General features: G+C 38.5%; 11 protein-coding genes and 1 other annotated feature. Of the genes, 9 read left to right on the top strand and 2 right to left on the bottom strand.

What is annotated here, in order from left to right; genetic code table 11:
- Window positions 1-58 precede the first annotated feature (58 nt).
- Both CLOCL_RS23715 and CLOCL_RS14865 read right to left on the bottom strand, forming a co-directional pair.
- Window positions 59-4,684: a glycoside hydrolase family 48 protein gene (locus CLOCL_RS23715; protein ID WP_014256118.1), complete on the bottom strand. Its 4,626-nt coding sequence runs from the start codon at window positions 4,682-4,684 to the stop codon at window positions 59-61.
- A 184-nt stretch (window positions 4,685-4,868) separates the two neighbouring features.
- A complete protein-coding gene (locus CLOCL_RS14865; RefSeq protein WP_014256117.1) occupies window positions 4,869-6,194 on the bottom strand; it encodes a sensor histidine kinase in 1,326 nt (441 codons plus the stop codon).
- A gap of 727 nt (window positions 6,195-6,921) precedes the next feature.
- Here CLOCL_RS14865 and thrS point away from each other — a divergent pair.
- From thrS to CLOCL_RS14820, 9 genes are all read left to right on the top strand, one after another.
- Window positions 6,922-8,829, top strand: a complete 1,908-nt coding sequence (gene thrS, locus CLOCL_RS14860; RefSeq protein ID WP_041715764.1) for a threonine--tRNA ligase — start codon at window positions 6,922-6,924, stop codon at window positions 8,827-8,829.
- Window positions 8,830-8,976: 147 nt separating this feature from the next.
- The gene (thyX, locus tag CLOCL_RS14855) at window positions 8,977-9,612 is read left to right on the top strand and encodes an FAD-dependent thymidylate synthase (protein WP_014256115.1); all 636 of its coding nucleotides are present in this window, start codon (window positions 8,977-8,979) and stop codon (window positions 9,610-9,612) included.
- Between the two features lie 112 nt (window positions 9,613-9,724).
- Window positions 9,725-10,786 (top strand): IS30 family transposase, encoded by a 1,062-nt coding sequence (locus CLOCL_RS14850; RefSeq protein WP_014253858.1) that lies wholly within the window; start codon window positions 9,725-9,727, stop codon window positions 10,784-10,786.
- A gap of 112 nt (window positions 10,787-10,898) precedes the next feature.
- Window positions 10,899-11,040 (top strand) — a sequence feature (ribosomal protein L20 leader region).
- Between the two features lie 54 nt (window positions 11,041-11,094).
- Window positions 11,095-11,589 carry a translation initiation factor IF-3 gene (gene infC / locus CLOCL_RS14845; protein WP_041715201.1) on the top strand — a complete coding sequence of 165 codons (495 nt, stop codon included), beginning with the start codon at window positions 11,095-11,097 and terminating at the stop codon, window positions 11,587-11,589.
- 33 nt (window positions 11,590-11,622) lie between these two features.
- Complete coding sequence (gene rpmI, locus CLOCL_RS14840; RefSeq protein WP_014256113.1) at window positions 11,623-11,823, top strand: 50S ribosomal protein L35; 201 nt, start codon at window positions 11,623-11,625, stop codon at window positions 11,821-11,823.
- Window positions 11,824-11,840: 17 nt separating this feature from the next.
- The gene (gene rplT / locus CLOCL_RS14835; RefSeq protein ID WP_014256112.1) at window positions 11,841-12,194 is read left to right on the top strand and encodes a 50S ribosomal protein L20; all 354 of its coding nucleotides are present in this window, start codon (window positions 11,841-11,843) and stop codon (window positions 12,192-12,194) included.
- A gap of 116 nt (window positions 12,195-12,310) precedes the next feature.
- A complete protein-coding gene (rlmB, locus tag CLOCL_RS14830) occupies window positions 12,311-13,114 on the top strand; it encodes a 23S rRNA (guanosine(2251)-2'-O)-methyltransferase RlmB (protein WP_014256111.1) in 804 nt (267 codons plus the stop codon).
- Between the two features lie 307 nt (window positions 13,115-13,421).
- A complete protein-coding gene (locus CLOCL_RS14825; protein WP_014256110.1) occupies window positions 13,422-15,917 on the top strand; it encodes a glycoside hydrolase family 9 protein in 2,496 nt (831 codons plus the stop codon).
- Window positions 15,918-16,212: 295 nt separating this feature from the next.
- Complete coding sequence (locus tag CLOCL_RS14820) at window positions 16,213-24,978, top strand: GH36-type glycosyl hydrolase domain-containing protein (RefSeq protein ID WP_014256109.1); 8,766 nt, start codon at window positions 16,213-16,215, stop codon at window positions 24,976-24,978.
- The last annotated feature ends 420 nt before the right edge of the window (window positions 24,979-25,398 follow it).

The raw sequence follows: 25,398 nt of genomic DNA, 5'->3' as shown, positions 1-25,398 counted from the left end.
ACAATATGAACTGTACCGGAACAATAATGAGTATCTTTTCACGTTATAAAAGCATTAATTACGGTTCATTACCCCATACAAGCTTTCCTGAAACATATACCGTAATTTTGCTGTTTTCCGTATAATCAGAGGCCGTTGATATGAAGGAGTAATCGTTGGACTGGTTGTAATTGGTCCAGTCATTTTTGGAAAATCTGGCCTGTATATCAACACTGCTGCCGGGTTCTAAAGTACCTGCTCCACTTGCAAAGCTTATCTCCAGGTAATAATCAGCGCCATTTTTGGCAGCAGTAAGTTTATTAAAGGAACCGGTGACATTGGAGGTTCCGGCAGAACTCCAATCACACCAGAAGGTCTGAGGTTTTTCGCCATCGATGGTGTAATAATACCGGATTTTTACATCACTAAGGTTAATGCTAGAATTGCCGTTATTTACAAGTCTTAGCCTTGGATTGATTCCGTTTGTGGAATCAGTGGCATTTCCGTTGGTATATTGAATAACGACTTTTCCGTTGCCACCAGAGGTGTTTTTATTGCTGTTTGAGTTGGAAGCTACCGGTGTTGGCGGTATTGGAGCAGAAGTATTCTGGAGTGCTGTATTGCTTGTTGGCAGCGGAGCAGTTTCATTTGAGGTGTTATCCGAAGCAGATTGTTTTCCGTCCGGCTCAGTTCCGAATACCAGAGTACCTTTATCATAAACCGGTATATGCTTGGTCTTTATCATCGAATTTGATGCAAGGCCTTTATAGGAATAATCATTCTGCGGATCGAAATAAGATGTTCCTTCCGGAGCAGATATTCTGAACTGCACTTCTTTCTTATAGTCCGACTGACTTCCCGGGAAAATCTTTGTTCCGCTGAAATCGACCGTTACATAATAAATGTTGCCTTTTAAGGGTTTCAGTTCGGAAACCTTTGCACCCTGATTATAGTTGGCGCTTACCTTTATATCGGAAGCCGAGTGACCGGCATTTATGGCTTCGCTTATATCAATATAATAGTTAAAGGAAAGGTTTTCGCATACTCTGGCCGGCCATGCAGACTTATTGTTGATAACAGCCTTTATTTCGATAAAATTGCTACCTGAAGCATTGACACCGGCTTCAACAAATATTTCGTCCTCGGTTATTTCTTCTATACCGTTAAAGGTTTCGGAAGGACTTCCGTAATAAGTATTGTACATTCTTGCCAGCAATCCTACAAATCCTGCATTGTAATCGCAGGCCACTTCGTTGCAAACATAATCGCTAACCTCATCTCTGTAGTTATCCTCCGAATCGGGGCCTCCCACAAGAGCACCGTAAAGGACATGTCTGTGTTTTTCAGGAATACTCATGCTGTTTGCCCATGAACCGTGGGCAGTTCTATGGTGAGGATGTTCCGGAGGGTTTTTACCAAATCCTACAACAAAGCTTCGTCCGGTACTGCCTAATGCATAATTGGCCTGGCTTTCGGCAAATTTGATGTAATTTTTTGCCTTGGTTTTGTCTGCACCGGGCCAGTCGGAATATACACAGGCTAAAAAGGCAGTTGTGGTGGCATATCTTAAAGAACCCCACTGGTCAAGCCATGCAAGACCTTTCGGTGTGTATTTTATACGGTTGCCGTTGTACCCCGTTGTCCACCAGTCCAGATGCATTTCTATAGCTTCTTTATATTTGCTGTTTCCATTGGTTAGCTTCGCAAGCAATAGTTCAGCACCGTAATGCACATCATCCCAGCAGTGGCTCCAGGTATATTTTATAGCATTGGATTGGGGTTCTTTTTCCCAATAATTAACATAATCCTCTGCTTTTTTAAGATAGGTTTTATCGTTTGTGGCCATGTAAAGCCATACACCTGCCCAGGAAAGCTCGTCATAGAAACCGCTCCATGAATCGTAAAAGCCTTTGGCAGCAGTATAGCCAGTGTCACTTTTGGTGCTGTCGGCAAACTCAAAAAGTTCTTTTGCGTGTTTTAAGCACTCTTTGGAATAATCAGCATCAATATCCTTAAAGATAATAGAAGCAGAGGCCAATGCAGCAGCCGTCTGGGCAGAAACTGCCGAGCCGGGAGAGGATTTGTCCAGCTTATAGGCGGGTCTTTCCATAGGCATTGCTTCGGCCGGCCCCCACCAGGCATGGTCGGCGTTTCCGTCCCCCACCTGGTAGTAGTATACATTCGGTTCTGGATGGCATTTGATGAAGTAATCGGTGGCCCATTTTATATTTTCCAGAAGGGGCTCAAACTGGCCGCTGTTTACAAAGGCATCCTTGTATTCATAAGCCGCCCAGCACAGCATTGTAGTTGTATAAGCCATGGGGAGATTGAATTTAACGTGGTCACCGGCGTCATAAAATCCTCCGGTAAGGTCAAGTCCCACATCCTTTCCGTCATTAAGACCGGAATCTCCCCGCCAGTTCAGGCGAAGGACAGTGGAACTTAATTTTCCGGAACGCTGGCAGTCGTAAAAGAATATGGCTTTCTGCAATGCTTCTCCGTAGTTATAGGGACCTTTAGCCTGAGGTTGCGGCGGTATGTTGTTTTTATATTTATATTTGTAAATGCCATTGCTTTGAATATTATCCGTATCTTTGGAAACATTGATATCAGTTGAATTTTCAGTCTCTGATGTTTCGGTAATAAGCCCATCCTCTTTTTCAATGTATATGTGGTACATTGCATTGGCAATGGCAATAGAAGCCTGGGACCAGAAACGGTGATAAGTCATAACCGGATTTTTACCGTTCTTAACTGCTTCTTCCACTTTCGCATAATCAGGATCTTTTTTGTAGTCGGGACGAAGGTCGATAAAAGTTATGCCGTTTTTGATTTGAGCACCCTGACCGTTTGTTCCGCTAAAGCCTGCTGGTATATAAACTTCGTCGAAGAAACGCTTATAATCTTCTCTTTCTTCCGGGGCTGCGACACCCTTGTCATCTCTGTAGTTTGTCCACATTCTGTCTAGAAGTTCTTTTGCCATGTTTTTAGCTTCGCTATGCATTGTACCGGTGTGTTTTTCGGTGGCAGCTGCATAGAAAATGAGAGCCTTAGCATACGAAGCGGTGACCCCCACATCCTGTGTGTAGTCCTTAACTTTGCAGTGAAGGTTTGAATTTTCTGTTGGTTTGCCTCTCCAGGTATCCGGTTCACCTGACCACTCAAGGGTTGAAGGAATTTCATAAGTACCGTCATTTTTTAGTTTTGTATGGGATAAAGCCCATTTTACCCATTTATCGCATACATTTTTTATATCCGGGTCTCCCGAAAGATAATAGAACTGCATTACTCTTTCCATTGACCAGGCCTGGAAGCCGAACCAATTATTGCTTGGAGGGTCATGGTACACAGGTTGGTAATCATAGGCCATATCGTAAAAAGTGCTTTTGCCGGCAGGATATTTGGAATATCTACCCTGCCAACTGTTGGTGACGCCTCCTGCAATGGCACCTTCTGCACTTTGGAGGTACTGATACAATTCAATCTGGCGTTTCAAACTTTTTTGCCAGTCTTCCTGCGATCCTTGTGCCTTTGGCTTTAAGGCGGGTTCCTGTGACAGGGCATAGGCTGCTACAAGATTTTGATAGCCCTGATGGCAGTGGGAACTGCCTATTCTCCAACTCCATGCACCGCCAATATCTCCGCCCCAGGACATGTACCATGATAAAAGATAATGGCAGCTGTCATAACCTGTACCAGCGGCAGAACTGTCTTGAACACCGATGGGTCTGAAATATTTATCAAAAAATGTATATCTCAAATAATCTCCCATTTTTGCTGCTTTATCGGTATATTCTGACAGTTCTCCTTCAACACCTTGTTCTTTTGCCCAAAGATAAGCCCAATAGGAGGCTTGAACCTGTCTTGCATCGGCATCGGAGGCAGAAGTGTAACGCCATTGTTTTGCCGGCTGGCCAAAATTGCCAAAGAGGTTTAAAAAACCGCCTTTTTCTCCTTCACCCCATTTAAAATCTTCCCAGGATGGGTGCGGTACAGTTTCCCAAACCGATTCTTCAGGCCCGCGCTGATATGTATTTATATAAGAACAGCGGCTTGTACCGTCGCCATGGTTTCCGAATTTATAAAAATTATCCACGTCAAGAAGCCAATGCATTTGGTATATGGCTTTAGAACCATAAGCAGAAGCAAGGCTTTCAGCTATGGGATCTATGCCGGTAGGTGCGTTTGCAGCTCCTGTAATGGGATAATCATTGGGAGTATCACCTTCAGGAGCATATTGAGCCGGGCTGTTAGGTGAATAGGTATCAACACCCGGTTGGTCTTTTTGGGCATCGGGAATTATGTATTTTTCGGTTAAATCCCATGCATTTTTATAATAAGACCAGTCTCCCGTCAATTTGCCATAGGTTGCACCCAGCCAAACCATGTAACTGAAGGCTTCACTTGTGGTCTGATGACCATAATCAGGTGCTTCAACCAACAATGTTTCAATGGAATGGTATGGGATTCCTTCTTCACTCAAATATCCTTTGGTTTGAATATCATTAAACAGCTCCAGGAATCTGTCGGCATATACTGTGGAATTTTGAGACTTTGATGTGGGAGAGTTCTTTTTATCGGGATTATTGTTAAAAGTGTTTTTGGCATTTTTATTGTAAATTACGAGTATTATACAGAATGTAATAAAAATTGTTACCAAAGCTATAAATCTGTTTCTTCTCCTTGGTATTTCAAATATTCTCATAAAAAAGTCACCTCTGGACAGTAATTCGTGTATAAAGCTATTTTTGGTATACATGAGTCTGTCCGACAGAGCTTTTAAATAATCCATGGCAATTTAAGCATTAATATTGGAATTATAATAAAAAGATAATGGCAATTTAAATGCTTTTTTAAAGTATGAAAAGAAGTATATGTCATCGATGGCGTTATTCATTAGTAAGGTTATATGCAATTTCAATTTTTTGCGAGAAATAGTTTTCCCACACATTTGTATATAACTTGCAGTTCTTATATTTTGACAAAATTTTTTGTACTTCCCATAGCCCAAATCCTGTGTGATCTTTTTTTGTAGTATATCCATCTTTGAATATGGAGGAAATATCAACAGTTCCAATGCAGGAGTTGGTTATTTCAATAAAAAGGGAACTTTTGTCAGGGGATTCTCTTATAGACAACTCAACCAGCTTCTTTTCACTTTCAGCAGCAGCTTCAATTGCGTTATCCAATAATATTCCAAGTATTTTGCAAAAATCATAAATCTTTATATTTGTTATTTTTAGTTTACACGTAACTGTAATGTTAATCGTTACATTCTTAATCTCAGAATAGGATATTTTTGACAGCAAAAGTCCATATACCGGCGGGACATCTTTTATATATGAATTCAGAGGAACAAAATTATTTATTTTTCTCGATTCTGCCAATAATTGGCTGTGAAAATTCTTCAATCCTTCCATATCGTTGACGGAAATATAACCTTGCATTACCTGTAACATGTTGTTGTAGTCATGCTTAAATCCTCTGAGACTGTCTATCATTTCATTGAGTGTCTGGATATATAAATTCTGAAATTCGACATTTTGTTTTAATATCTCTATTTTTCCGAACTTGATAAAGTTTATGGTATTTATTAAAACAATAAATACAAGGGATATAGAGTTATAAATAAGCAAGGGAGAGGTTTCGTTGTGCATATAGTTATGAAGATGTATAATATTCGGATATAAAAGGAGAATGGATATTATAACATTAATTACAACCGTCACAGTACTTTTTTTACTAAAATCATCAGGCATATCTATTTTGTACTTAAACAGGTATATTATCAATGCTATGATAATAAAAAGCACTGTTCCAAGCCGTTGAGAGATAAGGTGCTCGATTAGCGTCATGTTTACTGCATTGAAATCAGTCCTGTAAAATAACTTGTATATGGGAAGACACAAAGTGGATACAATGGCTTTTAGAAGATATAGTATGCACATTGCCATAATGCTTTTTAACAGACTGAATTTATAAAAAAACAGCAAGATAAATAAAGCCGTAAATACAAAAATGAATATATAGGCTGTAGGGCCTGCCTGACGTAAAAATGTTGCTGAAAAACTGCCGGACAATCCCATAACCAGGGCATAGGAAAACACCTTTTTCCAATTAAATTCCAAATTAAAAATAAGCAGTAAGATAATACCTATAATAGTTTCCTGTATTATGCCTATCAGGGAAAGGCTAATAAATTTTACAGCTAACAAAATAAATCCTCCTTGTGGCTATGTATTACAGTTAGATAATGTTAATTAATTAACAAATTAATTAAACACATCATACAACTTATATATCTTTATGCTTAATAATATTTTAAAAATCAACATATTATGACAAAAAATATTATATCACGACAAATAAAAATGGGAAAGAATTTTGTTAAAAATAAAACAATTTGATTGTGAGTAAGATTAAAGCATCAATACTGCATTGACAATAAAAGTTTATGTATATATAATTTAACTAATGAAAAAAATATTAAAAAATATTATGATCCGACAATGACGAGAAGAGTAGATTGATGGGAACCTATCAGAGAGAAAGTACCTAGGCTGGAAGTACTTTCAGGGGATATCAATTGAAGACCGCCTCTGAGTTGGAACGTTGATTACGTTACAATCGCAATGAGTACAAATTAGGGTGGAACCACGGGAATTAAGCTCTCGTCCCTTATGAGGGATGGGAGTTTTTATTTAACGTCTTTCAAAACAACTTAATATCAATTCGGGAAGTTTAAGAGTCGGTTAAAATGCTTTCAATATTCAAAAAAGTTGTTCTACTGCGTTTTCTGATGCGGAAAGGAAGAACAAAAAACAATGGACTAAGGTAAATAAAGAATTTATTATATAAAAAGGACTGTATTGTTCATCAATTTAATTATAATTTGAACAAATTATAATTAATATTATAGAAAGGATTGATAGATTAATGGACATGATTAAAGTTACTTTAAAGGACGGAAGCGTTAAGGAATATAATAAAGGCATTACTATTAAGGAAGTTGCTGAAAGCATTAGTGCAGGTCTTGCAAGGGTGGCATTGGCAGGAGAAGTTGACGGAAAAGTAAAGGATTTGAGTTATGAGCTTAATGAAGACTGCAAGCTGAATCTGCTTACTTTTGATGATGATGGCGGAAAACATGCTTACAGGCATACTTCATCCCACATATTGGCACAGGCTGTAAAGAGACTTTATCCTAATGTTAAACTTGCCATAGGTCCGGCAATTGATAACGGATTTTACTATGATTTTGATGTGGAAAGACCTTTTTCCGTTGAAGAGCTTGCTCAAATTGAGGAAGAGATGAAAAAGATAATAAAAGAGGATTTAAAGCTTGAAAGATTTACTCTTCCCAGGGATGAAGCTATAAAATTTATGGAGGAAAAGGGAGAAAGCTATAAAGTAGAACTTATCCGTGATTTACCTGAAGGCGAGACAATTTCCTTTTATAAGCAGGGAGAGTTTGTTGACCTTTGTGCAGGACCTCACGTGGAATCCACGGGCAAAATAAAGGCCTTTAAGCTTTTATCAGTTGCCGGCGCATATTGGAGAGGCAATGAAAAGAATAAAATGCTTCAAAGAATTTACGGTACTGCTTTTTCAAAGAAGAGCGAGCTGGATGAATATCTTTTCCGATTGGAGGAAGCAAAGAAGAGGGATCACAGGAAGCTTGGAAAAGAGCTTGACTTGTTTGATATATACGAAGAAGGTCCCGGTTTCCCGTTCTTTATGCCTAAAGGAATGGTTTTAAGAAATATTCTTGAAAGCTATTGGAGAGAAGAGCACCAGGCAAGAGGTTATCAGGAAATCAGAACTCCTATAATATTAAACGAAGATTTATGGCATCGTTCAGGTCACTGGGATCATTATAAGGAAAATATGTATTTTACAAAGATAGATGAAGGGGATTTTGCCATCAAACCAATGAACTGCCCCGGAGGAATGCTGGTATATAAGAGGAGACTACACTCCTACAGGGATTTGCCGCAAAGACTTGCAGAACTGGGTTTGGTTCACAGACATGAACTTTCGGGTACTTTGCACGGATTGATGAGAGTAAGATGCTTTACCCAGGACGATGCTCATATATTTATGACTCAGGAACAAGTAAAAGATGAAGTCTTGGGAGTTATTAACCTTATAGATGATTTTTACAATGTATTCGGTTTTAAATACCATGTGGAGCTCTCCACCCGTCCGGAAGATTCAATGGGAACCGACGAACAGTGGGAAATGGCTACAAATGCCCTTAAGGAAGCTCTTGAGGCAAAAGGAATGAACTATAAGATAAATGAGGGGGATGGGGCATTTTATGGACCCAAAATTGACTTCCACCTTGAGGATTCAATAGGACGTACATGGCAGTGCGGTACAATACAGCTTGATTTCCAGATGCCTCAGAGATTTGATTTGAGCTATATAGGCCCCGACGGTGAAAAACACAGACCGGTTATGATTCATAGGGTTGTGTTTGGAAGCATTGAAAGGTTTATAGCAATTCTTACCGAACATTTTGCCGGTGCTTTCCCTACATGGCTTTCACCGGTCCAGGTTAAGATCCTTCCATTGATAGACAAACACCATCAATATGCCGACGAGGTTAGAGCAGAGCTGGAGGCTAAAGGTATAAGGGTTGAAGTGGATTGGAGAAATGAAAAGATTGGCTATAAAATAAGAGAAGCTCAGCTTGAGAAAATACCTTACATGTTGGTTATAGGCGATAAAGAAATGGAAAACAGGGCTGTTGCGGTAAGATCCAGAAAAGATGGCGATCTTGGGGCTATGGCATTAAAGGATTTCATTGACAGGATTGTTAAAGAAGTAAGAACTAAAGCAAAATAGTGTAAAAAAGTACTTCCGCTTTTAGCGGGAGTACTTAAGCAAATGTATAAAAAATATATTATACGGTAAAATTTAAGAATTGCTGTGTTGTAAAAAATTTAAACTTGTTTTTGGAAAAAACAAAAGAAGAAGCGAGGATTGGGATTAATGATTGTAATTAAGCCGTATTTTATTATAGAGTCGGATATTAATGGTGAAGAGATATTAAAGCATATTGAAAAGGTAGGAAGAGTGTGCTATAAAAGTGAAGACAAAATTACCGGTGACTCCCATGCCGATTTTGTAAGAAAAATTATTAAAAATGGGCATGAGGCTGTGATTGAGCATTATTCTATTACAGTCAAGGTGGTCTGTGACAGAGGAGTTAGCCATGAAATCGTAAGGCATAGGCTTGCTTCATATGCACAGGAGAGTACAAGGTATTGCAATTACAGCAAGGACAAGTTTTCGAATCAAATAACGTATATTGAACCGTGTTTTTGGGATACTACTACACCAGAGGGAAAAGAAAAATATGAGATATGGAAAAGTGTAATGGAGTTTACCGAACAAAAATATATGGAGTTACTGAGAGCCGGCGCAACACCTCAGGAGGCAAGAACCATTCTCCCTAATTCGCTAAAAACAGAATTGGTTATGACTATGAATCTTAGAGAGTGGAGGCATTTTTTCAAATTGAGGACATCGTCAGCGGCTCATCCTCAGATAAGGGAAATTGCCATACCTTTGCTAAATAAGTTTAAAGAACTTATACCTGTTATTTTTGATGATATAGTATATTAATTGGGTAAGTTGTAAAATTAATTGCCCAAACATGATAAAAAAGAAGTGACTCAAATCAGAACCTCTGATAATGTTTTAAGTGACAAAACCAAAACATATTGGAGGGTCCGAAATGAGTCACCTTAATAATACCACTAAACGAAGAAGTTTTAAACACCTGGATGTGAGGGAACGGTATCAAATTGAAATATTATTGAAAGAAGGTAAGAAACCAAAGGAAATAGCCAAAGTAATGGGAAGGGACAGACGGACTATAGAACGGGAAATAGCTCGTGGCAGCGTGAGGTTGCTAAACAGCGATCTGACCTATTCAGTGAAGTACTGTGCAGACGTAGGACAACGAAGATATGAAGAGGCGTCATCAAATAAAGGAGCGGGTTTAAAGATCGGGCATGACCATGAACTAGCCAATTACATAGAGAAGAGGATAAAAGAGGACAAATATTCGCCGGACGCGGTGATAGGAGAGATAAAAGCCAAAGGGTTAAGGTTCAGAGCCATGATCTGCACAAAGACGCTATACAACTACATAGACAAAGGGATATTTGCTAATATAAGCAACAAAGACCTTCCGGTAAAGCGGAACAAGAAGAAGAGGAAATACCGAAGAGTAAGGATAGCATTAAAGAATTTGAGGGGGACAAGCATAGAAGAAAGGCCGGCACATATAGAAGAAAGAGGAGAATATGGGCATTGGGAGATGGATTGTATAGTTGGCAAAGGCGGAGAAAAGGGAGCAGCATTGTTGGTACTGACGGAACGGAGTACGAGGCAGGAGATAATACGTAAGATGCCGGATAAAAGCCAGGCATCGGTAAAGAAAGAGATAGACAAACTGGAAAGGAAGTATGGGAAGAAGTTTACCAAACTGTTTAAAACGGTCACAGTAGATAATGGAACAGAGTTTCTGGACAGCAAAGGGCTTGAGGCATCAGTGCTTGTTCCTGGTAAGATGAGGTTAAAGATATATTATGCACATCCATACAGTTCATGGGAACGAGGGTCGAATGAAAACGCTAATAAGCTGATTCGACGATTTATTCCTAAAGGGACGGATATAGGGAAACTAACGGAGAAAGAGATAAAAAGGATTGAGCACTGGATGAACAATTACCCAAGGAGAATATTTGGTTATCGAACTGCGAATGAAATGGCAAAGATTGTGGTCGCTTAAAACAGGGTTCTGTAAGATTTTGTAAGGCAATTAAACTTGCAATTTAAAATAGTATATTAATTGCAAAAAAACAATTGACAGTAATAAAAATTTCTGATAGGATATAACCGGTGCAATAAAGAAGAAGTTATCCACTTCTCACCTTACGGGTTTGGTCTGGTAAGGTTAATAGTTGAAGTTTAGGCTTTTTAACTTTGCTTATTGGAGTAGGGAGTTAAGTGGATCATTTCTTTGATCCACTTTTTTCGTTTTCTAACACAAAACTGTAAATTTGCCCGGAGGTGTTTGTTATTAACAAAAACGAATTAATGATCAATGAGCAAATAAGGGATAAGGAAGTTAGGCTAATAGATGTGGACGGTACAATGATTGGAATTATGTCTTCCAAAGAGGCTCTGGAATTGGCAAATGCAAAATCATTGGATCTTGTGAAAATAGCTCCTCAAGCTTTTCCACCTGTTTGCAGGATTATGGACTATGGAAAGTATATGTTTGAGCTTTCCAAAAAGGAAAAGGAAGCAAGAAAAAATCAAAAAGTTATCAGCGTAAAAGAGATTAGACTTTCAGCTTCTATCGAAGAGCATGATTTCGAATTTAAGGTGAAGAATGCCATCAGGTTTTTGAAAGATGGCGACAAGGTAAAGGTTAGCGTTAAGTTCAGAGGAAGAGAAATGAACTATACCGATTTAGGACAGCAGGTACTTGAAAAGTTTGCAGAAGCTGTGAAGGAATATGGTTCAGTGGAAAAGAAGCCTAAACTCGAAGGTAGAAGCATGATAATGATAATTAATCCAAAGCAGTAGTATTACATTGAGTAGATAAGGAGGGAATGCACAATGCCTAAGATAAAGACGCACAGTTCTTCTAAAAAGAGATTCAATTTTACGGGTACAGGTAAGATAAAAAGAGCAAAAGCCTATAAAAGACATATCTTGACAAAGAAACCTACTAAAAGGACTAGAAAATTAAGAAAATCTACACTTGTATCTGACGCTAATGCACGTACAGTTAGAATGTTAATTCCATATAAGAAGTAAGAGGGAGGGAGAGAGTTATGTCAAGAGTTAAAGGCGGAGTAAGAACCCGTGCAAGACATAAAAAGATATTAAAGCTTGCTAAAGGTTACTTTGGCGCAAAGAGTAAGAATTTTAGAATTGCAAACCAGGCTGTTATGAAGTCCTTGGTTTATGCTTATAGAGATAGAAAGGCTAAGAAGAGAAATTTCAGACAATTGTGGATAACTAGAATAAATGCTGCTGCAAGAAAGAATGGACTTTCATACAGCAAGTTTATGAATGGTCTCAAGAAATCCAACATTGCTTTAAACAGAAAGATGTTGGCTGAAATGGCTGTTAATGATCCGGCTGCTTTTGCACAGCTTGTAGAAAAGGTTAAAGCAGCAATATAAGTGGAATAATAAAAAAGTATAGACAAAAAATGACCAGTCATCTTCAAGTGGTTGAAGTAGCTGGTCTTTTTTTAATCGGTGACTTGTATTGAAACTACTGTGATTGAGGTGATAGGGTGAATTTTATAACCAGCGGACAAAATCCGATAATTAAGGAAATAAAAGCGTTGAAAGAAAAGAAGTATAGAGATCAAAAGGGGTTATATTTTATTGAAGGTATAAGATTCATTGAGGAAGCAATTAAGGAAAAGGAATTAATATCTAAAGTGCTGGTATCGGAAAAAATTAAGGAAGTGAAAGGCGGAAAGGAAATACTTAAACTGTTGGAAGAGGAAAAAATCGGCAATATTTATACAGTCCCGAACAAGCTTTACTTAGAGGTTACAGACACTGAGAATCCCCAGGGAATACTGGCTGTTATGCGTAAAAAGTCTGTCAGTGTTGAGTCGGTTTATGATGATAAAAATTTCTTTGTTGTATTGGATTCTATACAGGATCCAGGAAATATGGGGACGATAATCAGGACGGCTGATGCTGCCGGTGCAACTGCAGTAATAGTATCAAAGGGGTGTGTCGATGTATATAATCCTAAGGTATTAAGGGCTACCATGGGTTCAATATTTCATTTACCTATTTGTTACTCCGAAAATTTATTGGAAACCCTTCAAAGCTTAAAAGACAGAGGTATAGTACTTTGTGCTGCACACCTTAGAGGAAGCAAAAATTATTTTGATTTAAACTATAAGGGTAATGTTGCCATTATTGTTGGAAATGAGGCAAATGGAATAACTGACAGCGTTGCAGACCTTTCGGATGAACTGGTAAAGATCCCTATGGAAGGAAAAAGCGAATCGTTGAATGCATCGGTAGCAGCCGGACTCCTGATATACGAGGTACTGAGGTGCAGAATGAAACAATAAAAAATATGCTATTTAATTTGTATATCTATTAAGGTTTATATTCTTTGAGGCTATAGACCTAAATTTTTATTTTACTACGAAATAATATAAAGAATTACTGACAAAAGTTAAAAACTTTATGTATACCGCTTATATAATACGTTTATATAATATTTATACTTTTTTTGCCACTCTCAAATTGAAGCAAATACAAACCCTTGTTAGAAAATGAATCTGTTAACGAAATATATTCGAATATAGAAACTTTAGATATTTGCTTAAGTTTTTATATTTTGCATTAATATAAAAATAATAGGAGAGTGAAAAGATGAGAAAAGGAAAAGTATCACTGTTTTTGGTGGTTACTTTGCTGGCGTCTTTGCTGACACCGGCTGCTTCGAAAGCTGCAACACCGCCGGAAGACTACAGAAAGTTACAGGACATTCAGATTTTCTTGAACAAGCCTGTAACAGGTTGGTCAGGAAGCGGTGCAGAAGAGCTGGAGACAGAAAACAGTACTCTTCCTGTTGATGCTACTGAAAAGTATAATGGGTTACCATCATTAAGACTCAATGTATCCAAAGCGGTAACATCGGGATGGTGGATATCGCTGTTGACATTGAGGGAGTGGAATACCCATGATATTTCTCAGTATGTGGAAAATGGTTTTATCGAGTTTAACATCAAAGGAAAAGACGGTGGAGAAAATTTTATTATAGGTCTCAGAGACAAGGTTTACGAAAGAGCTATTGGGACTGAACTTGATGTAAAAACAGTTATAAACAAGTACATAGATATTTCTACCGAATGGCAGCATGTCAAAATACCATTAAGGGATATAGTGACAGCCGGCGGTGGTTTTGACGCTACATCGGTTACATGTTTGTTTTTAGAAAAAGCCCATGTAAATCCTTTTACCGTTTGGATTAATGATTTAAAAATTACCTCACCCGATAATGAAAAATCCTTTACTGCAATAAAGGTTAATCAGGTTGGATTCCTTCCTGATGCTGAAAAATATGCCCTTGTAACAGGATTTATGGAAGAACTTCAGGCATCGGAGGGTACTGCTTTTGAAGTCAGAAGTGCTAAGGATGACAGTGTTGTTTATGAAGGAAAATTAACTCTTGTAACTGAATGTGAACCCATAGATTCGGGAGAAAAGATTCTGAAAGCAGACTTTTCTGGCTTAACTGAAGAGGGCGAATACTATATTTGTGTTTCAGGCATTGAGGAAAAATCTTATAAGTTCAAAATTGGAAGTAACCTTTACGAAGGATTGCTATACGATGCCTTAAGATATTTCTATTATCAGCGTCAGGGTATTGATTTGGTTGAACCCTATGCTCAAGGATTTGCCCGTAAAGATTTGACACCAATGGATAATGCGGTTCGCAGCCAGTTGCCGACAGTTACAAAAACCTTTGAACTTACAAAAGGATGGTATGATGCCGGAGATTTCGGTAAATATGTTAATGCTGGTGCTACTGCTTTGTCTGACTTATTCTGGACTTATGAAATGTTTACTGAGAATATGAAAAACTTTGAAGTGAATATCCCTGAAAGTGGAGACAGCATACCGGATATTCTTGACGAAGCTAGATGGGAACTGGAATGGATGCTAAAGATGCAGGATCCGGTTAGTGGAGGATTTTACCCCAGAGTACAATCCGATAATGATGACAATATAACAATGAGGATTTTAAAGAATGCCAATGGTTGCACTACTGATGATTCTGCTTGCGCGGCAGCAGTATTAGCTCATGCTTATCTTTTATATAAAGACATCGACAGTGAGTTTGCAGAAAAATGCCTTGAAGCTGCAGAAGTTGCGTGGAAATTCTTAGAAAAGAACCCGAAAAATATAGTCTCTCCTTCAGGACCATATAATGTAACTAATGACAGGGCTGACAGATTGTGGGCGGCTGCATCCCTTTACAGAGCAACTGGAGATGAAGTTTATAATACATATTTTTTAAATAATTATAAAAGTTTTGAAGGTAATTTTACTAACTCCTATGCTTATGCTCACACTTGGGGTAATATGTGGCTTACTGCATATATATGTTACATGAAGGCTGATAATGTAGACGAAAGTGCAGCTGCATGGATTAAAACAGCTTTTGGAAAATGGCTTAACTTAATATTGAACAGATATGAAAACAATCCATGGAACAATACTATCGTGCCCGGTAACTACTATTGGGGTATAAATATGCAAGTAATGAACGTTCCGATGGATGCAATAATTGTGTCACAGTTTGTAGATTCGGTTGATATCAGTAAAGTTAGGGAAATGGCTTTTGGGTCCTTGAACTGGCTTTTAGGTACTAACCCTATGAGCATAAGCTATGTTTCAGGACATGGAGAAAACTCTGTAAAAAGAGTATACAGCATTATATACAACAATGATGGCAAACCGGGTATTCCAAACGGGTATATGCCTGGAGGCCCTAATGCTTATGAAGGAGCAGGACTGTCGAGATTTGCTGCTAAATGCTATACTACCAGTAGCGGTGATTGGGTAGCTAACGAACATACCGTTTACTGGAATTCTGCGTTGGTATTTATGGCAGCCTATGCCAACAGTAAACAAACAGTTGGCTTTATACTTGGAGATGTAGATGGCAATGGGAAAATTGATTCCATAGACTTTGCTACTTTAAAACAGTATATGCTGGGAATGATTAAGACTCTACCGTCTCCATATGAAGAAATAGCCGCTGATGTAGATGGCAACGGAACAATTAATGTAATAGATTTGGCATATTTAAAAAAATACCTTTTGGGTATGATTTCCAAATTTCCTGCCGAAGTTAATTAAGAGGCTTTTGGTCATTAATTAACATAAGAAAAACATATGACCATAGAAAATCGAGTAAGTAGGTAAAATAATCACCTGTCTTTTTCTCGATTTTTTTATGCCTGTTTTAAATAAAAGACAGGTGGATTTCAGAACAGCAATAGGCGAAGATTTTATTCTAAAAAACAAACTTTTTGGGAAAAATAACTCTAGACATGTTTTAATATTTCTTTTCAGCATATACTAAAAATACTTTTTATATCGTAAGCTATATTTTTGATATACCAAAATATTTAACAGGAGTTGGTAGGCTACAATGCGTGAATACATAATTTTATATTTGTTTGCTGCTCTGATAATATTCGTTTTTGCCTCTTGTTTAATATTGCTGAAATCGAAAGAGGAAAAAATTAAAATAAGGGATGCTTTGCTAAATGCCGATGAGCTCGAAGCTTACGCAATAGAAATTGCCTATGACCATGCTGTCTCTAAAAAGTTAAAATTCTTTAATTGGCCTGTTCCGAGATTGAATGAGAATTATCGGTATATATTGTCGGTATACAAATCATTGAATGAAGATATAAAGAGGGAAATCGGAACAACACCTGCCGCTGAATGGCTCCTTGATAATTTTTATATTATTGAGGAACAGGTAAAGAGTGTCAGGAAAGATTTGAGCAAGGAATATTATTCAAAACTTCCTATGCTAAGTTCCGGTCCTTTAAAAGGATATGCAAGAATATATACTGTTGCTCTTGAACTTGTGTCCCATACCGATGGCAGAATTGATGAAAAAGTACTTGTCAATTACATTAAAGCCTATCAGTCCCACAAGACTCTTGCAAGCAGGGAACTATGGGCACTGCCGATTATGCTTAAGCTTGCTTTGATTGAAAATATAAGATATATATGTCAAACAATTGAAAAGACTCAGAGACAGAGACGAAAGGTAGAAGAAATAATTTCAGCGGTTAAAAGCGAAAACGGAATTGACGCCGATAAGCTTATTCATGCCATTAAAAATGAAATTAAAGGGGAATACAAAATCAATTCGGCTTTTATAGAACATCTTGCTTACAGACTTAGAAAAATGGGGAGGGCTTATGCCCATGTCCTCCGTCAGATAGATGATATTTTGGGTATGAATGGTACAAGTATTGATTACATTACCCATAAAGAGCACAGCGAACAAACTGCAAGAAAAGGATCAATAGGCAACTGCATAATAAGCCTGAAATATATTTCTTCCTGTGATTGGGTGGAAATTTTTGAGGCATTAAGCAAGGTGGAGGAGATTTTAAGAACTGACCCGGATGGAACCTACAATCTCATGGATTTATCGTCAAAAAACTATTATAGGAAGAAAATTGAAGAGTTGGCCTTGGAATTTGATGTATCGGAAAAACATATAGCCAACAAGGTTGTTGAGCTTGCAAAAAGGGCGATGGAAAATAGGGAAGATTTAAACGAAATTAGTTTCAGGAAGAAAATTCATGTAGGTTACTATATAATTGATGAAGGGGTAAAACAGCTTAGGGAAGAAATTGGCCCTGACAAAACTTTTAACAAGGCATTTTCCGAGTTTGTAAGAAAAAGACCCCTTACTTTGTATATTGGTTCTGTAAGTATAATTACTGTTTTGATAAGTTTACTGATTGCCCGGTATGTATTCAACAGTGCTCATAAATTTAACGGCGCACTGGCATTGCTTAGTATTTTGGTTGTGCTAATACCGGTATCCGATGTTTCTGTAAATTTTATCAACTGGATACTGAATCATTTATTTAAACCTTCATTTTTTCCAAGAATTGAATTAAGAGACGGTATACCGGAAGAGTATAGCACAATGGTAGTTATTCCGGCACTGCTGCCCGATGAAAAAAGGGCAAAGGAGTTGATAGATAATCTTGAGGTATACTATCTTTCCAACCGGGAAAAGAACTTGTACTTTGCTCTGGCGGGGGACTATAAGGATTCGGACAGCAAGGATTTGGACGGTGACAGTAAAATAATCACTACAGCTTTGGAAAGAATAAAGGAACTAAACAAGAAGTACAGCAAGGATGGCAAGGATATATTTTTCTTTTTTCACAGACACAGACAATTCAATGACAGACAGAAGAAATGGATGGGATGGGAACGAAAAAGGGGAGCTCTTTTGGAGTTTAACGACATGCTTTTAGGTTCAAAAAAGACAAGTTATAGTATAACTTCAACCGATATATCCCTTTTGCCTAAGGTGAAGTATGTAATTACATTGGATGCCGATACAGTATTGCCTTTGGGTACTGCCAAAAAACTAATAGGCACAATGGCCCATCCGTTAAATTTACCTGAAATTGACGAGAAAAGAGGCATTGTAGTCAAGGGTTACGGGCTTATGCAGCCAAGAATAGGATTTGACATTGAGAGTGTCAATAAATCGCTGTTTTCAAGAATTTTTGCTGGTGAAGAGGGGATAGATCCTTATGCCTGTGCAGTATCCGATGTTTATCAGGACTTATTCGGTGAAGGTATTTTTACGGGAAAAGGTATCTATGATATTGAGGTGTTTCAAAAACTTTTGGGCGATGCAATTCCCGAAAACACCGTGCTTAGTCATGATTTGCTTGAAGGTTCATATATAAGGACAGGGTTGGTCAGTGACCTTGAACTGATTGACGGGTATCCGTCAAAGTACAATTCCTATGCCATGAGACTCCATCGCTGGGTGCGGGGAGACTGGCAGCTTTTGCCGTGGATTGGGCGTAAAATAAGTAACAGGTTCGGTAAAGAAATAGCAAACCCAATAACGGCAGTATCAAAGTGGAAGATAATCGACAATCTTAGAAGAAGCCTGGTTGCCCCCTTTCTTATGCTGATTGCATTTTTTGGCTTTAGCATATTTCCGGGAAATACTCTGGCATGGACAGGGATTATTCTGCTTTTTATGTATTTTCCCTTTATTTTGTCAGGATTTGACTATCTGGTTTACAAGCCGGTTAGAGTAATGCTTTCGAGAAGATATATTCCCGTTATTTGCGGGTTGAAAGCAGTCTTCCTGCAAATAACACTGCAATTTGTGTTTTTGCCCTATCAGGCATACCTTATGGCTAACGCAATTGCAATTTCTTTGGTTAGAGTATTTATAACCAAAAGAAACATGCTTGAATGGGTAACTGCTTTGGATACCGAAAAGACACTTAAGAACACTTTAAGAAGTTATATTGCAAAAATGAAAATAGGTGTCATTGAGGCAGTCATAGTTTTTGCACTGGCATTGCTGCTTAAGCCGCAATGGGCTGTTTGGGCTTTTGCAGTTTGCCTGGTATGGTTTGTTTCACCCTATATAGCCTTTAGGGTAAGCCAGGAAGAAGTAAAATCAATTGAGCCTTTAGATAGTAATGATTTGCTCGAACTTAGAGTTACAGCCAGAAAGACCTGGAGGTACTATGAAGAGTTTGTAAACAGTAAGAACAACTACCTGGCACCTGACAACTATCAGGAAGAACCGCCAAACGGGATTGCCTACAGAACTTCGCCTACAAATATAGGTCTTGGGCTATTGGCGACTTTAAGTGCAAGAGATTTCGGATATATTGGTACTGAAGAAATGTACAGAATTGTAAAGCGGACAGTTACTACCATTGAAAAGATGGACAAGTGGAACGGCCATCTTTATAACTGGTATGATACGCGTACTCTTGATACGTTAAAACCGAGGTACATTTCAACAGTAGACAGCGGAAATTTCGTTTGCTATCTTATTACTTTAAAAGAAGGGTTTATCGAGTATTTAAACCGACCGTTAATTGAAAGAGTGTTTGTGGACGGAATTAAAGATACGGTTATTTTAGCCGAAAGGGAAGCAAAGCAAAATTTATATGAAACCGACGAACTGGAAAGCTTTGCAGCCAGTTTTGACAAAGCGGGAAATTTCGATTTAAGGCTTTGGATTGGAGCTTTGGACAAACTTGGAGGAAAGTATGGCAATAACGACAAAAAAGTAAATGTATGGGCACGAAAAGTGGAACACATGGTATCACTTTTTAAAAGTGAATTGAACAATTACTATTCCTGGAGTCATTTGCTGTTTGAAATGCCTGAGGAATGGGAGAAGAGGGCTTATAAAAGTGATATTGAAAAACCGATGGAAACTATATTGAACCTATTTAGGCTAAATGTCCCTCTGGTGAAATTGCCGGAACATTACAAGAAAATTAAATTCGAGATAGACAAGCTTAATAAAACCATTGCCAAAAGCCGAGAAAACCATTTGGTGAATATAAAGAATTGGCTGGACCGGTTGAAACATGAGTTGGAAAAATCAATTCAAAACGCGGAACAGCTTATCTCAAATTATAATTATTTGGTTGACAGAATTGATAAAATATCCTGTGAGACTGAATTCATCCATTTGTATGACAAGAAAAGGCAATTGTTTTCCATTGGTTATAATATCGAAGAAGGCAGTTTGACAAACTCCTACTATGACCTGCTTGCTTCCGAAGCAAGGCAGACAAGCTTTATTGCCATAGCAAGAGGAGAAGTGGATGCACAGCATTGGTTTAAGCTTGGCAGAACCCTTACCCGGATAGACCGCTATAAGGGTATGGTATCCTGGAGCGGAACCATGTTTGAATATTTTATGCCTTTGCTGATAATGAAAAGTGTTAAAAACACCTTATTGGACGAGACCTATGCCTTTGTACTGAGAAGTCAAAAGAAATATGGGAAACAGAGAAATGTGCCATGGGGAACTTCCGAGTCAGGCTTTTATTCCTTTGACATTAAGCTTGATTACCAGTATAAAGCCTTTGGCGTGCCATGGCTTGGACTGAAAAGGGGCTTGGCGGAAGATATGGTTGTGGCACCTTATGCCACTATGCTTGCATTGCCCGTTGACCCCCACGATTCGGTTAAAAACCTTAAAAGATTGGCGGCAGAAGGTGCAAACGGGCCCTATGGCTATTACGAGGCAATAGATTACACTCCGGAGAGACTGCCCATTGGCTCCAAATATGCCATAGTAAAGAGTTATATGGCTCATCATCAGGGAATGAGCCTTGTGGCACTTAACAATTATATAAATGGAAATGTAATGCAGCAACGTTTCCACAATGATCCGGTAGTTAATGCAGCGAAACTTCTGCTTCAGGAAAAAGTACCGGCCAATATAATCTTTACTAAAGAAAATAAGGAAAAGATACTTCCCTTTACCGATGTCACTTATGATGTTGAGGATTCATTAAGAGAATACAGCCATCCGGATTATGAGCTGCCGAAGGCCCATATTTTATCCAACGGAAGCTATTCGGTAATGGTTACCGACAGAGGAACCGGTTACAGCAGAAACAGTATGATTGACGTAACCCGTTGGAGGGAAGACATTACCCTTGATAATTACGGTATATTCTTTTATATAAGAAACACCAATACAAACACAATATGGTCTTCCACCTATTCACCTGCAGACAAAAGACCGGATATGTATAACGTGGTATTTACTTCAGGAGTGGCCAAATACCATAGAAGGGATGGGGATATTGATACGGTGACTGAAGTGGTTGTCAGTTCCAATGACAACGCAGAAATAAGGAGGCTGACTTTTACCAATCATGGGAATGAAACTTGTGTCCTCGAGGTCAGCAGTTACTATGAACTGGTTTTGGCGCAGCATGGTACCGATGTGGCGCATCCTGCGTTCAGCAACTTGTTTATAAGGACGGAGTTTATTCCTGAACTGAATTGCCTTATAGCCAACAGAAGACCCCGGTCTGAAAATGATAAACCGGTTTGGTCGTTAAATCTGATGACAATTGAAGGAGAAGCAGTAGGAGGCCTGCAATATGAAACCGACCGGTTCAAATTTATTGGAAGAGGAAGAAATGTAACCAATCCTCAGGTTATTGAAGAGAGAAAACCTTTGACCAATACAGTAGGTCCGGTTCTTGACCCCATTATGAGCATGCGGTGCATGTTAAAAATAGAGCCGGGAAAAACTGCTAAAGTGAACCTTGTTGTGGCGGTAGGTGAAAACAGGGGTGCTGTGTTGGATTTGGCAGCCAAATATATTAATCCGGAGATTATACCGGAGGAATTTAACCTGGCTGCAACCAGAAGTCGTGTGGAGGCAAGGTATTTGAACCTTAAAGCTTCTGAAATTGAGTTTTATCAGGAACTTTTATCCCATATTTTGTTCATAAGTCCGGCACAGAAGCTGAGAATGGAATGCATAATAAATAATACCAAAGGTCAAAGCGGATTATGGGCTTATGGCATATCCGGGGATATACCCATTGTGTTATTAACACTGGAAAAGACAGATGATATAGATATTGTCTATGAACTGTTAAAAGCTCATGAATATTGGAAATATAAGAATTTAAAAGTGGACCTTGTGATATTGAACGAGGAGGAAAACAGCTATACCAACCCCTTGCAGGGACTTTTATTCGACATCCTCTCCTCAAGCCATGCTCATGATATGATAAACAAACCCGGTGGAGTTTTTGTAATTAAAAAGAGCAATCTTCCGGAAGAGGATATCAATCTGATCTGTGCGGCAGCCCGGGTGGTACTTAAGGGCAGTGCCGGAGATTTGAGAGAACAGCTTTATATCAAAAATGAAAACCATTTGCCGCAATTGAAAGAATATAAAGGCACCATAAAGAAATATCAGAATAAATACGCTGAAAATTCGGATCTGCAATTTTTCAACGGTATAGGAGGCTTTAAAAATGACGGCAAAGAATATGAAATTGTATTGAAAAGCGGTATTACCACTCCTTTGCCGTGGACTAACGTAATATCCAACCGGAAATTCGGATTTATTGTTACAGAATCCGGCGGTGGATACACATGGCATGAAAACAGCCGTGAAAATAAATTGACTCCGTGGTCTAATGACCCTGTTTCCGATACACCCGGTGAAATTATTTATGTCACCGATGACGATACGGGAGAAGTGTGGAATATTACTGCTTTGCCAATACGGGAGAATGAGACATACTCAGCTATACACGGGTTTGGATATAGTATTTTCAGGAACTCAGGGCATGGATTTGAACAGGAATTGACACAGTTTGTGCCGGTGAAGGATAACGTGAAGCTGAGTTTGGTAAGACTGAAAAACACAAGTGATTCATCAAGAAAATTAGGCTTATACTATTACATCCGCCCTGTACTTGGTGTAAGCGACCAGTTTACTGCTTCGCATATTAGCACCGAAAGGCATAAAACGGGTGCAATATTAATAAGAAATACTTACAATGATGAATTTCCCGGAAGAATAGCCTATGTCGACACCTCTATAAAAGACAGAACTTTTACCTGCGACAGGAAAGAGTTTTTGGCAGGAGGTGCCTTGACAAATCCTCCCGGGTTAAGAAGGCAAAAGCTGTCGGAAACAGTGGGTGCAGGTCTGGATCCTTGTGTAGCGTTGGGAATATTTTTGGAATTTGATCCCGGAGAAGAAAAAGAAATTGTATTTGCTTTAGGTGAAGGTAGCAGCATCACCGAAGTAGAAGAAATGGTAAATAAGTACAGGAAGGTAGAAGAAGTAAAAAAAGCTCTTGGTGAGGCAAAGAATTTCTGGAAGGAAAAACTGGAAATCCTGCAGGTTTCCACACCGGATAAGGCTATTGATTATATGCTTAACGGCTGGCTTATGTATCAGGTTCTGTCGTGCAGAATGTGGACACGATCGGCCTTTTATCAGTCGGGAGGTGCATATGGTTTTAGGGACCAGTTACAGGATTGCCTCTCGGTGGCACATGTAATGCCGGAGATAACAAAGGAGCAAATACTGCTTCATTCAAAACACCAGTTTGTTGAAGGAGATGTTCAGCATTGGTGGCACGAAGAAAAATATAAGGGTACAAGGACAAGATTTTCCGACGACCTTTTATGGCTGCCTTTTGTAACAGCCGAGTATATAAGAATTACCGGAGATAGTGATATATTGAAAATTGAAACTCCGTTTTTGGAAGATGAACCATTAAAGGATTTTGAAGATGAAAGTTACAGGATTCCAAGAGTGTCCGATGAAAAATCGACACTATATGACCATTGCATAAGGGCTATTGAGAGGTCGCTGAAATTCGGCGAGCATGGGATTCCTTTAATTGGATCCGGTGACTGGAACGATGGAATGAATACCGTTGGCAACAAAGGAAAAGGAGAAAGCGTTTGGTTAGGATGGTTTTTGTACTCAATCCTGACGAAGTTTGTTCCTATTTGCCAAAGCTTTGGAGAAGAAGAACGGGCTGAGAGATATTCCAACATTGCAATGGAAATTGCAAAAGCTATTGAAGAAAATGCCTGGGATGGAAACTGGTACAGGAGGGCATATTTTGACGACGGACGGCCGCTGGGATCTATTCAGAACAGTGAATGCCAAATTGACTCCCTTGCTCAGTCATGGGCGGTTATATCCGGTGCCGGTAACAAGGATAGAATCAATATGGCAATGAATGCTCTGGAAAACTACCTTGTAAAAAGGGATGAAGGACTTATTAAACTTCTTACACCTCCTTTTGACGAAGGTGATTTGGAACCTGGTTATATAAAAAGCTATGTTCCCGGAGTAAGGGAAAACGGAGGACAGTATACCCACGCAGCCTGCTGGGTTGTCATGGCCTTTGCAATGCTTGGGGACGGTGATAAAGCAACCGAATTGTTCAATTTGATAAATCCAATTAATCATGCAAAGACGCAGATTGAGATTTCCAAATATAAAGCAGAACCTTATATAATTGCTGCGGATGTATATTCGGTTGAACCCCATACAGGCCGGGGAGGATGGTCATGGTATACCGGAGCCGCAGGCTGGATGTACAGGGTTGGCGTTGAATACATTCTTGGATTTAAAAAGAATGGAGACAGGCTGTCTATAGACCCATGTATACCTAAAGAATGGAAGGACTTTGATATTAAGTATAAATACAAAGATACACAATATTATATAACAATAAAAAACCCGGAAGGTGTTAACAAAGGGGTTAAAAAGGTAATCCTGGACGGAAAGGAACTTGAAGATAAAATAATTGCTCTGGTAGATGACAAAAAGGAACATAAAGCGGAAGTGATTATGGGAAAATAGTTAATATAAGATTAAATACTACCCTGTTGATCTGGAAATGCTGTGATTCGACAGGGTATATTTTTTGTATATATGTTATTGGCGACCTTTAATTGTTATGTTATATTCCTAAATATAATAAAAAGATTATTATTAACAATGTAGTATGAAAACGGATTTAAAACTTAATATTAAGGAAAACTACATATATTTTTATTGAAATAGCAGCAGGTTGTGAAATATATATTTAATAAAGGTTGTAGTAAACAATATAAATAAACAAGTATATAGTAAAGTACTTGTCGCGACTATGGTTGTAATATAAGATAAGTTAGATTAGTATATCTGATTGGATATTATATTATTAGATAGCACAACCGATTAAATTAAAGTTTATAGTATATTTGATTTCAAGTTTGTAAAATTGTTTTAGAAAGGAAT

The sequence above is a fragment of the Acetivibrio clariflavus DSM 19732 genome (genome assembly GCF_000237085.1).
GTDB lineage: Bacteria > Bacillota > Clostridia > Acetivibrionales > Acetivibrionaceae > Acetivibrio > Acetivibrio clariflavus.
The sequence above is the reverse complement of the archived record's forward strand: the minus strand, read 5'-3'. Positions and strand labels throughout refer to the sequence as shown.

Coding starts and splice junctions, on each gene's coding strand:
- CLOCL_RS23715 (WP_014256118.1), bottom strand. CDS start 4,684: ATGAGAATATTTGAAATACCAAGGAGAAGAAACAGATTTATAGCTTTG.
- thrS (WP_041715764.1), top strand. CDS start 6,922: ATGATTAAAGTTACTTTAAAGGACGGAAGCGTTAAGGAATATAATAAA.
- thyX (WP_014256115.1), top strand. CDS start 8,977: ATGATTGTAATTAAGCCGTATTTTATTATAGAGTCGGATATTAATGGT.
- CLOCL_RS14850 (WP_014253858.1), top strand. CDS start 9,725: ATGAGTCACCTTAATAATACCACTAAACGAAGAAGTTTTAAACACCTG.
- infC (WP_041715201.1), top strand. CDS start 11,095: ATGATCAATGAGCAAATAAGGGATAAGGAAGTTAGGCTAATAGATGTG.
- rpmI (WP_014256113.1), top strand. CDS start 11,623: ATGCCTAAGATAAAGACGCACAGTTCTTCTAAAAAGAGATTCAATTTT.
- rplT (WP_014256112.1), top strand. CDS start 11,841: ATGTCAAGAGTTAAAGGCGGAGTAAGAACCCGTGCAAGACATAAAAAG.
- CLOCL_RS14825 (WP_014256110.1), top strand. CDS start 13,422: ATGAGAAAAGGAAAAGTATCACTGTTTTTGGTGGTTACTTTGCTGGCG.
- CLOCL_RS14820 (WP_014256109.1), top strand. CDS start 16,213: ATGCGTGAATACATAATTTTATATTTGTTTGCTGCTCTGATAATATTC.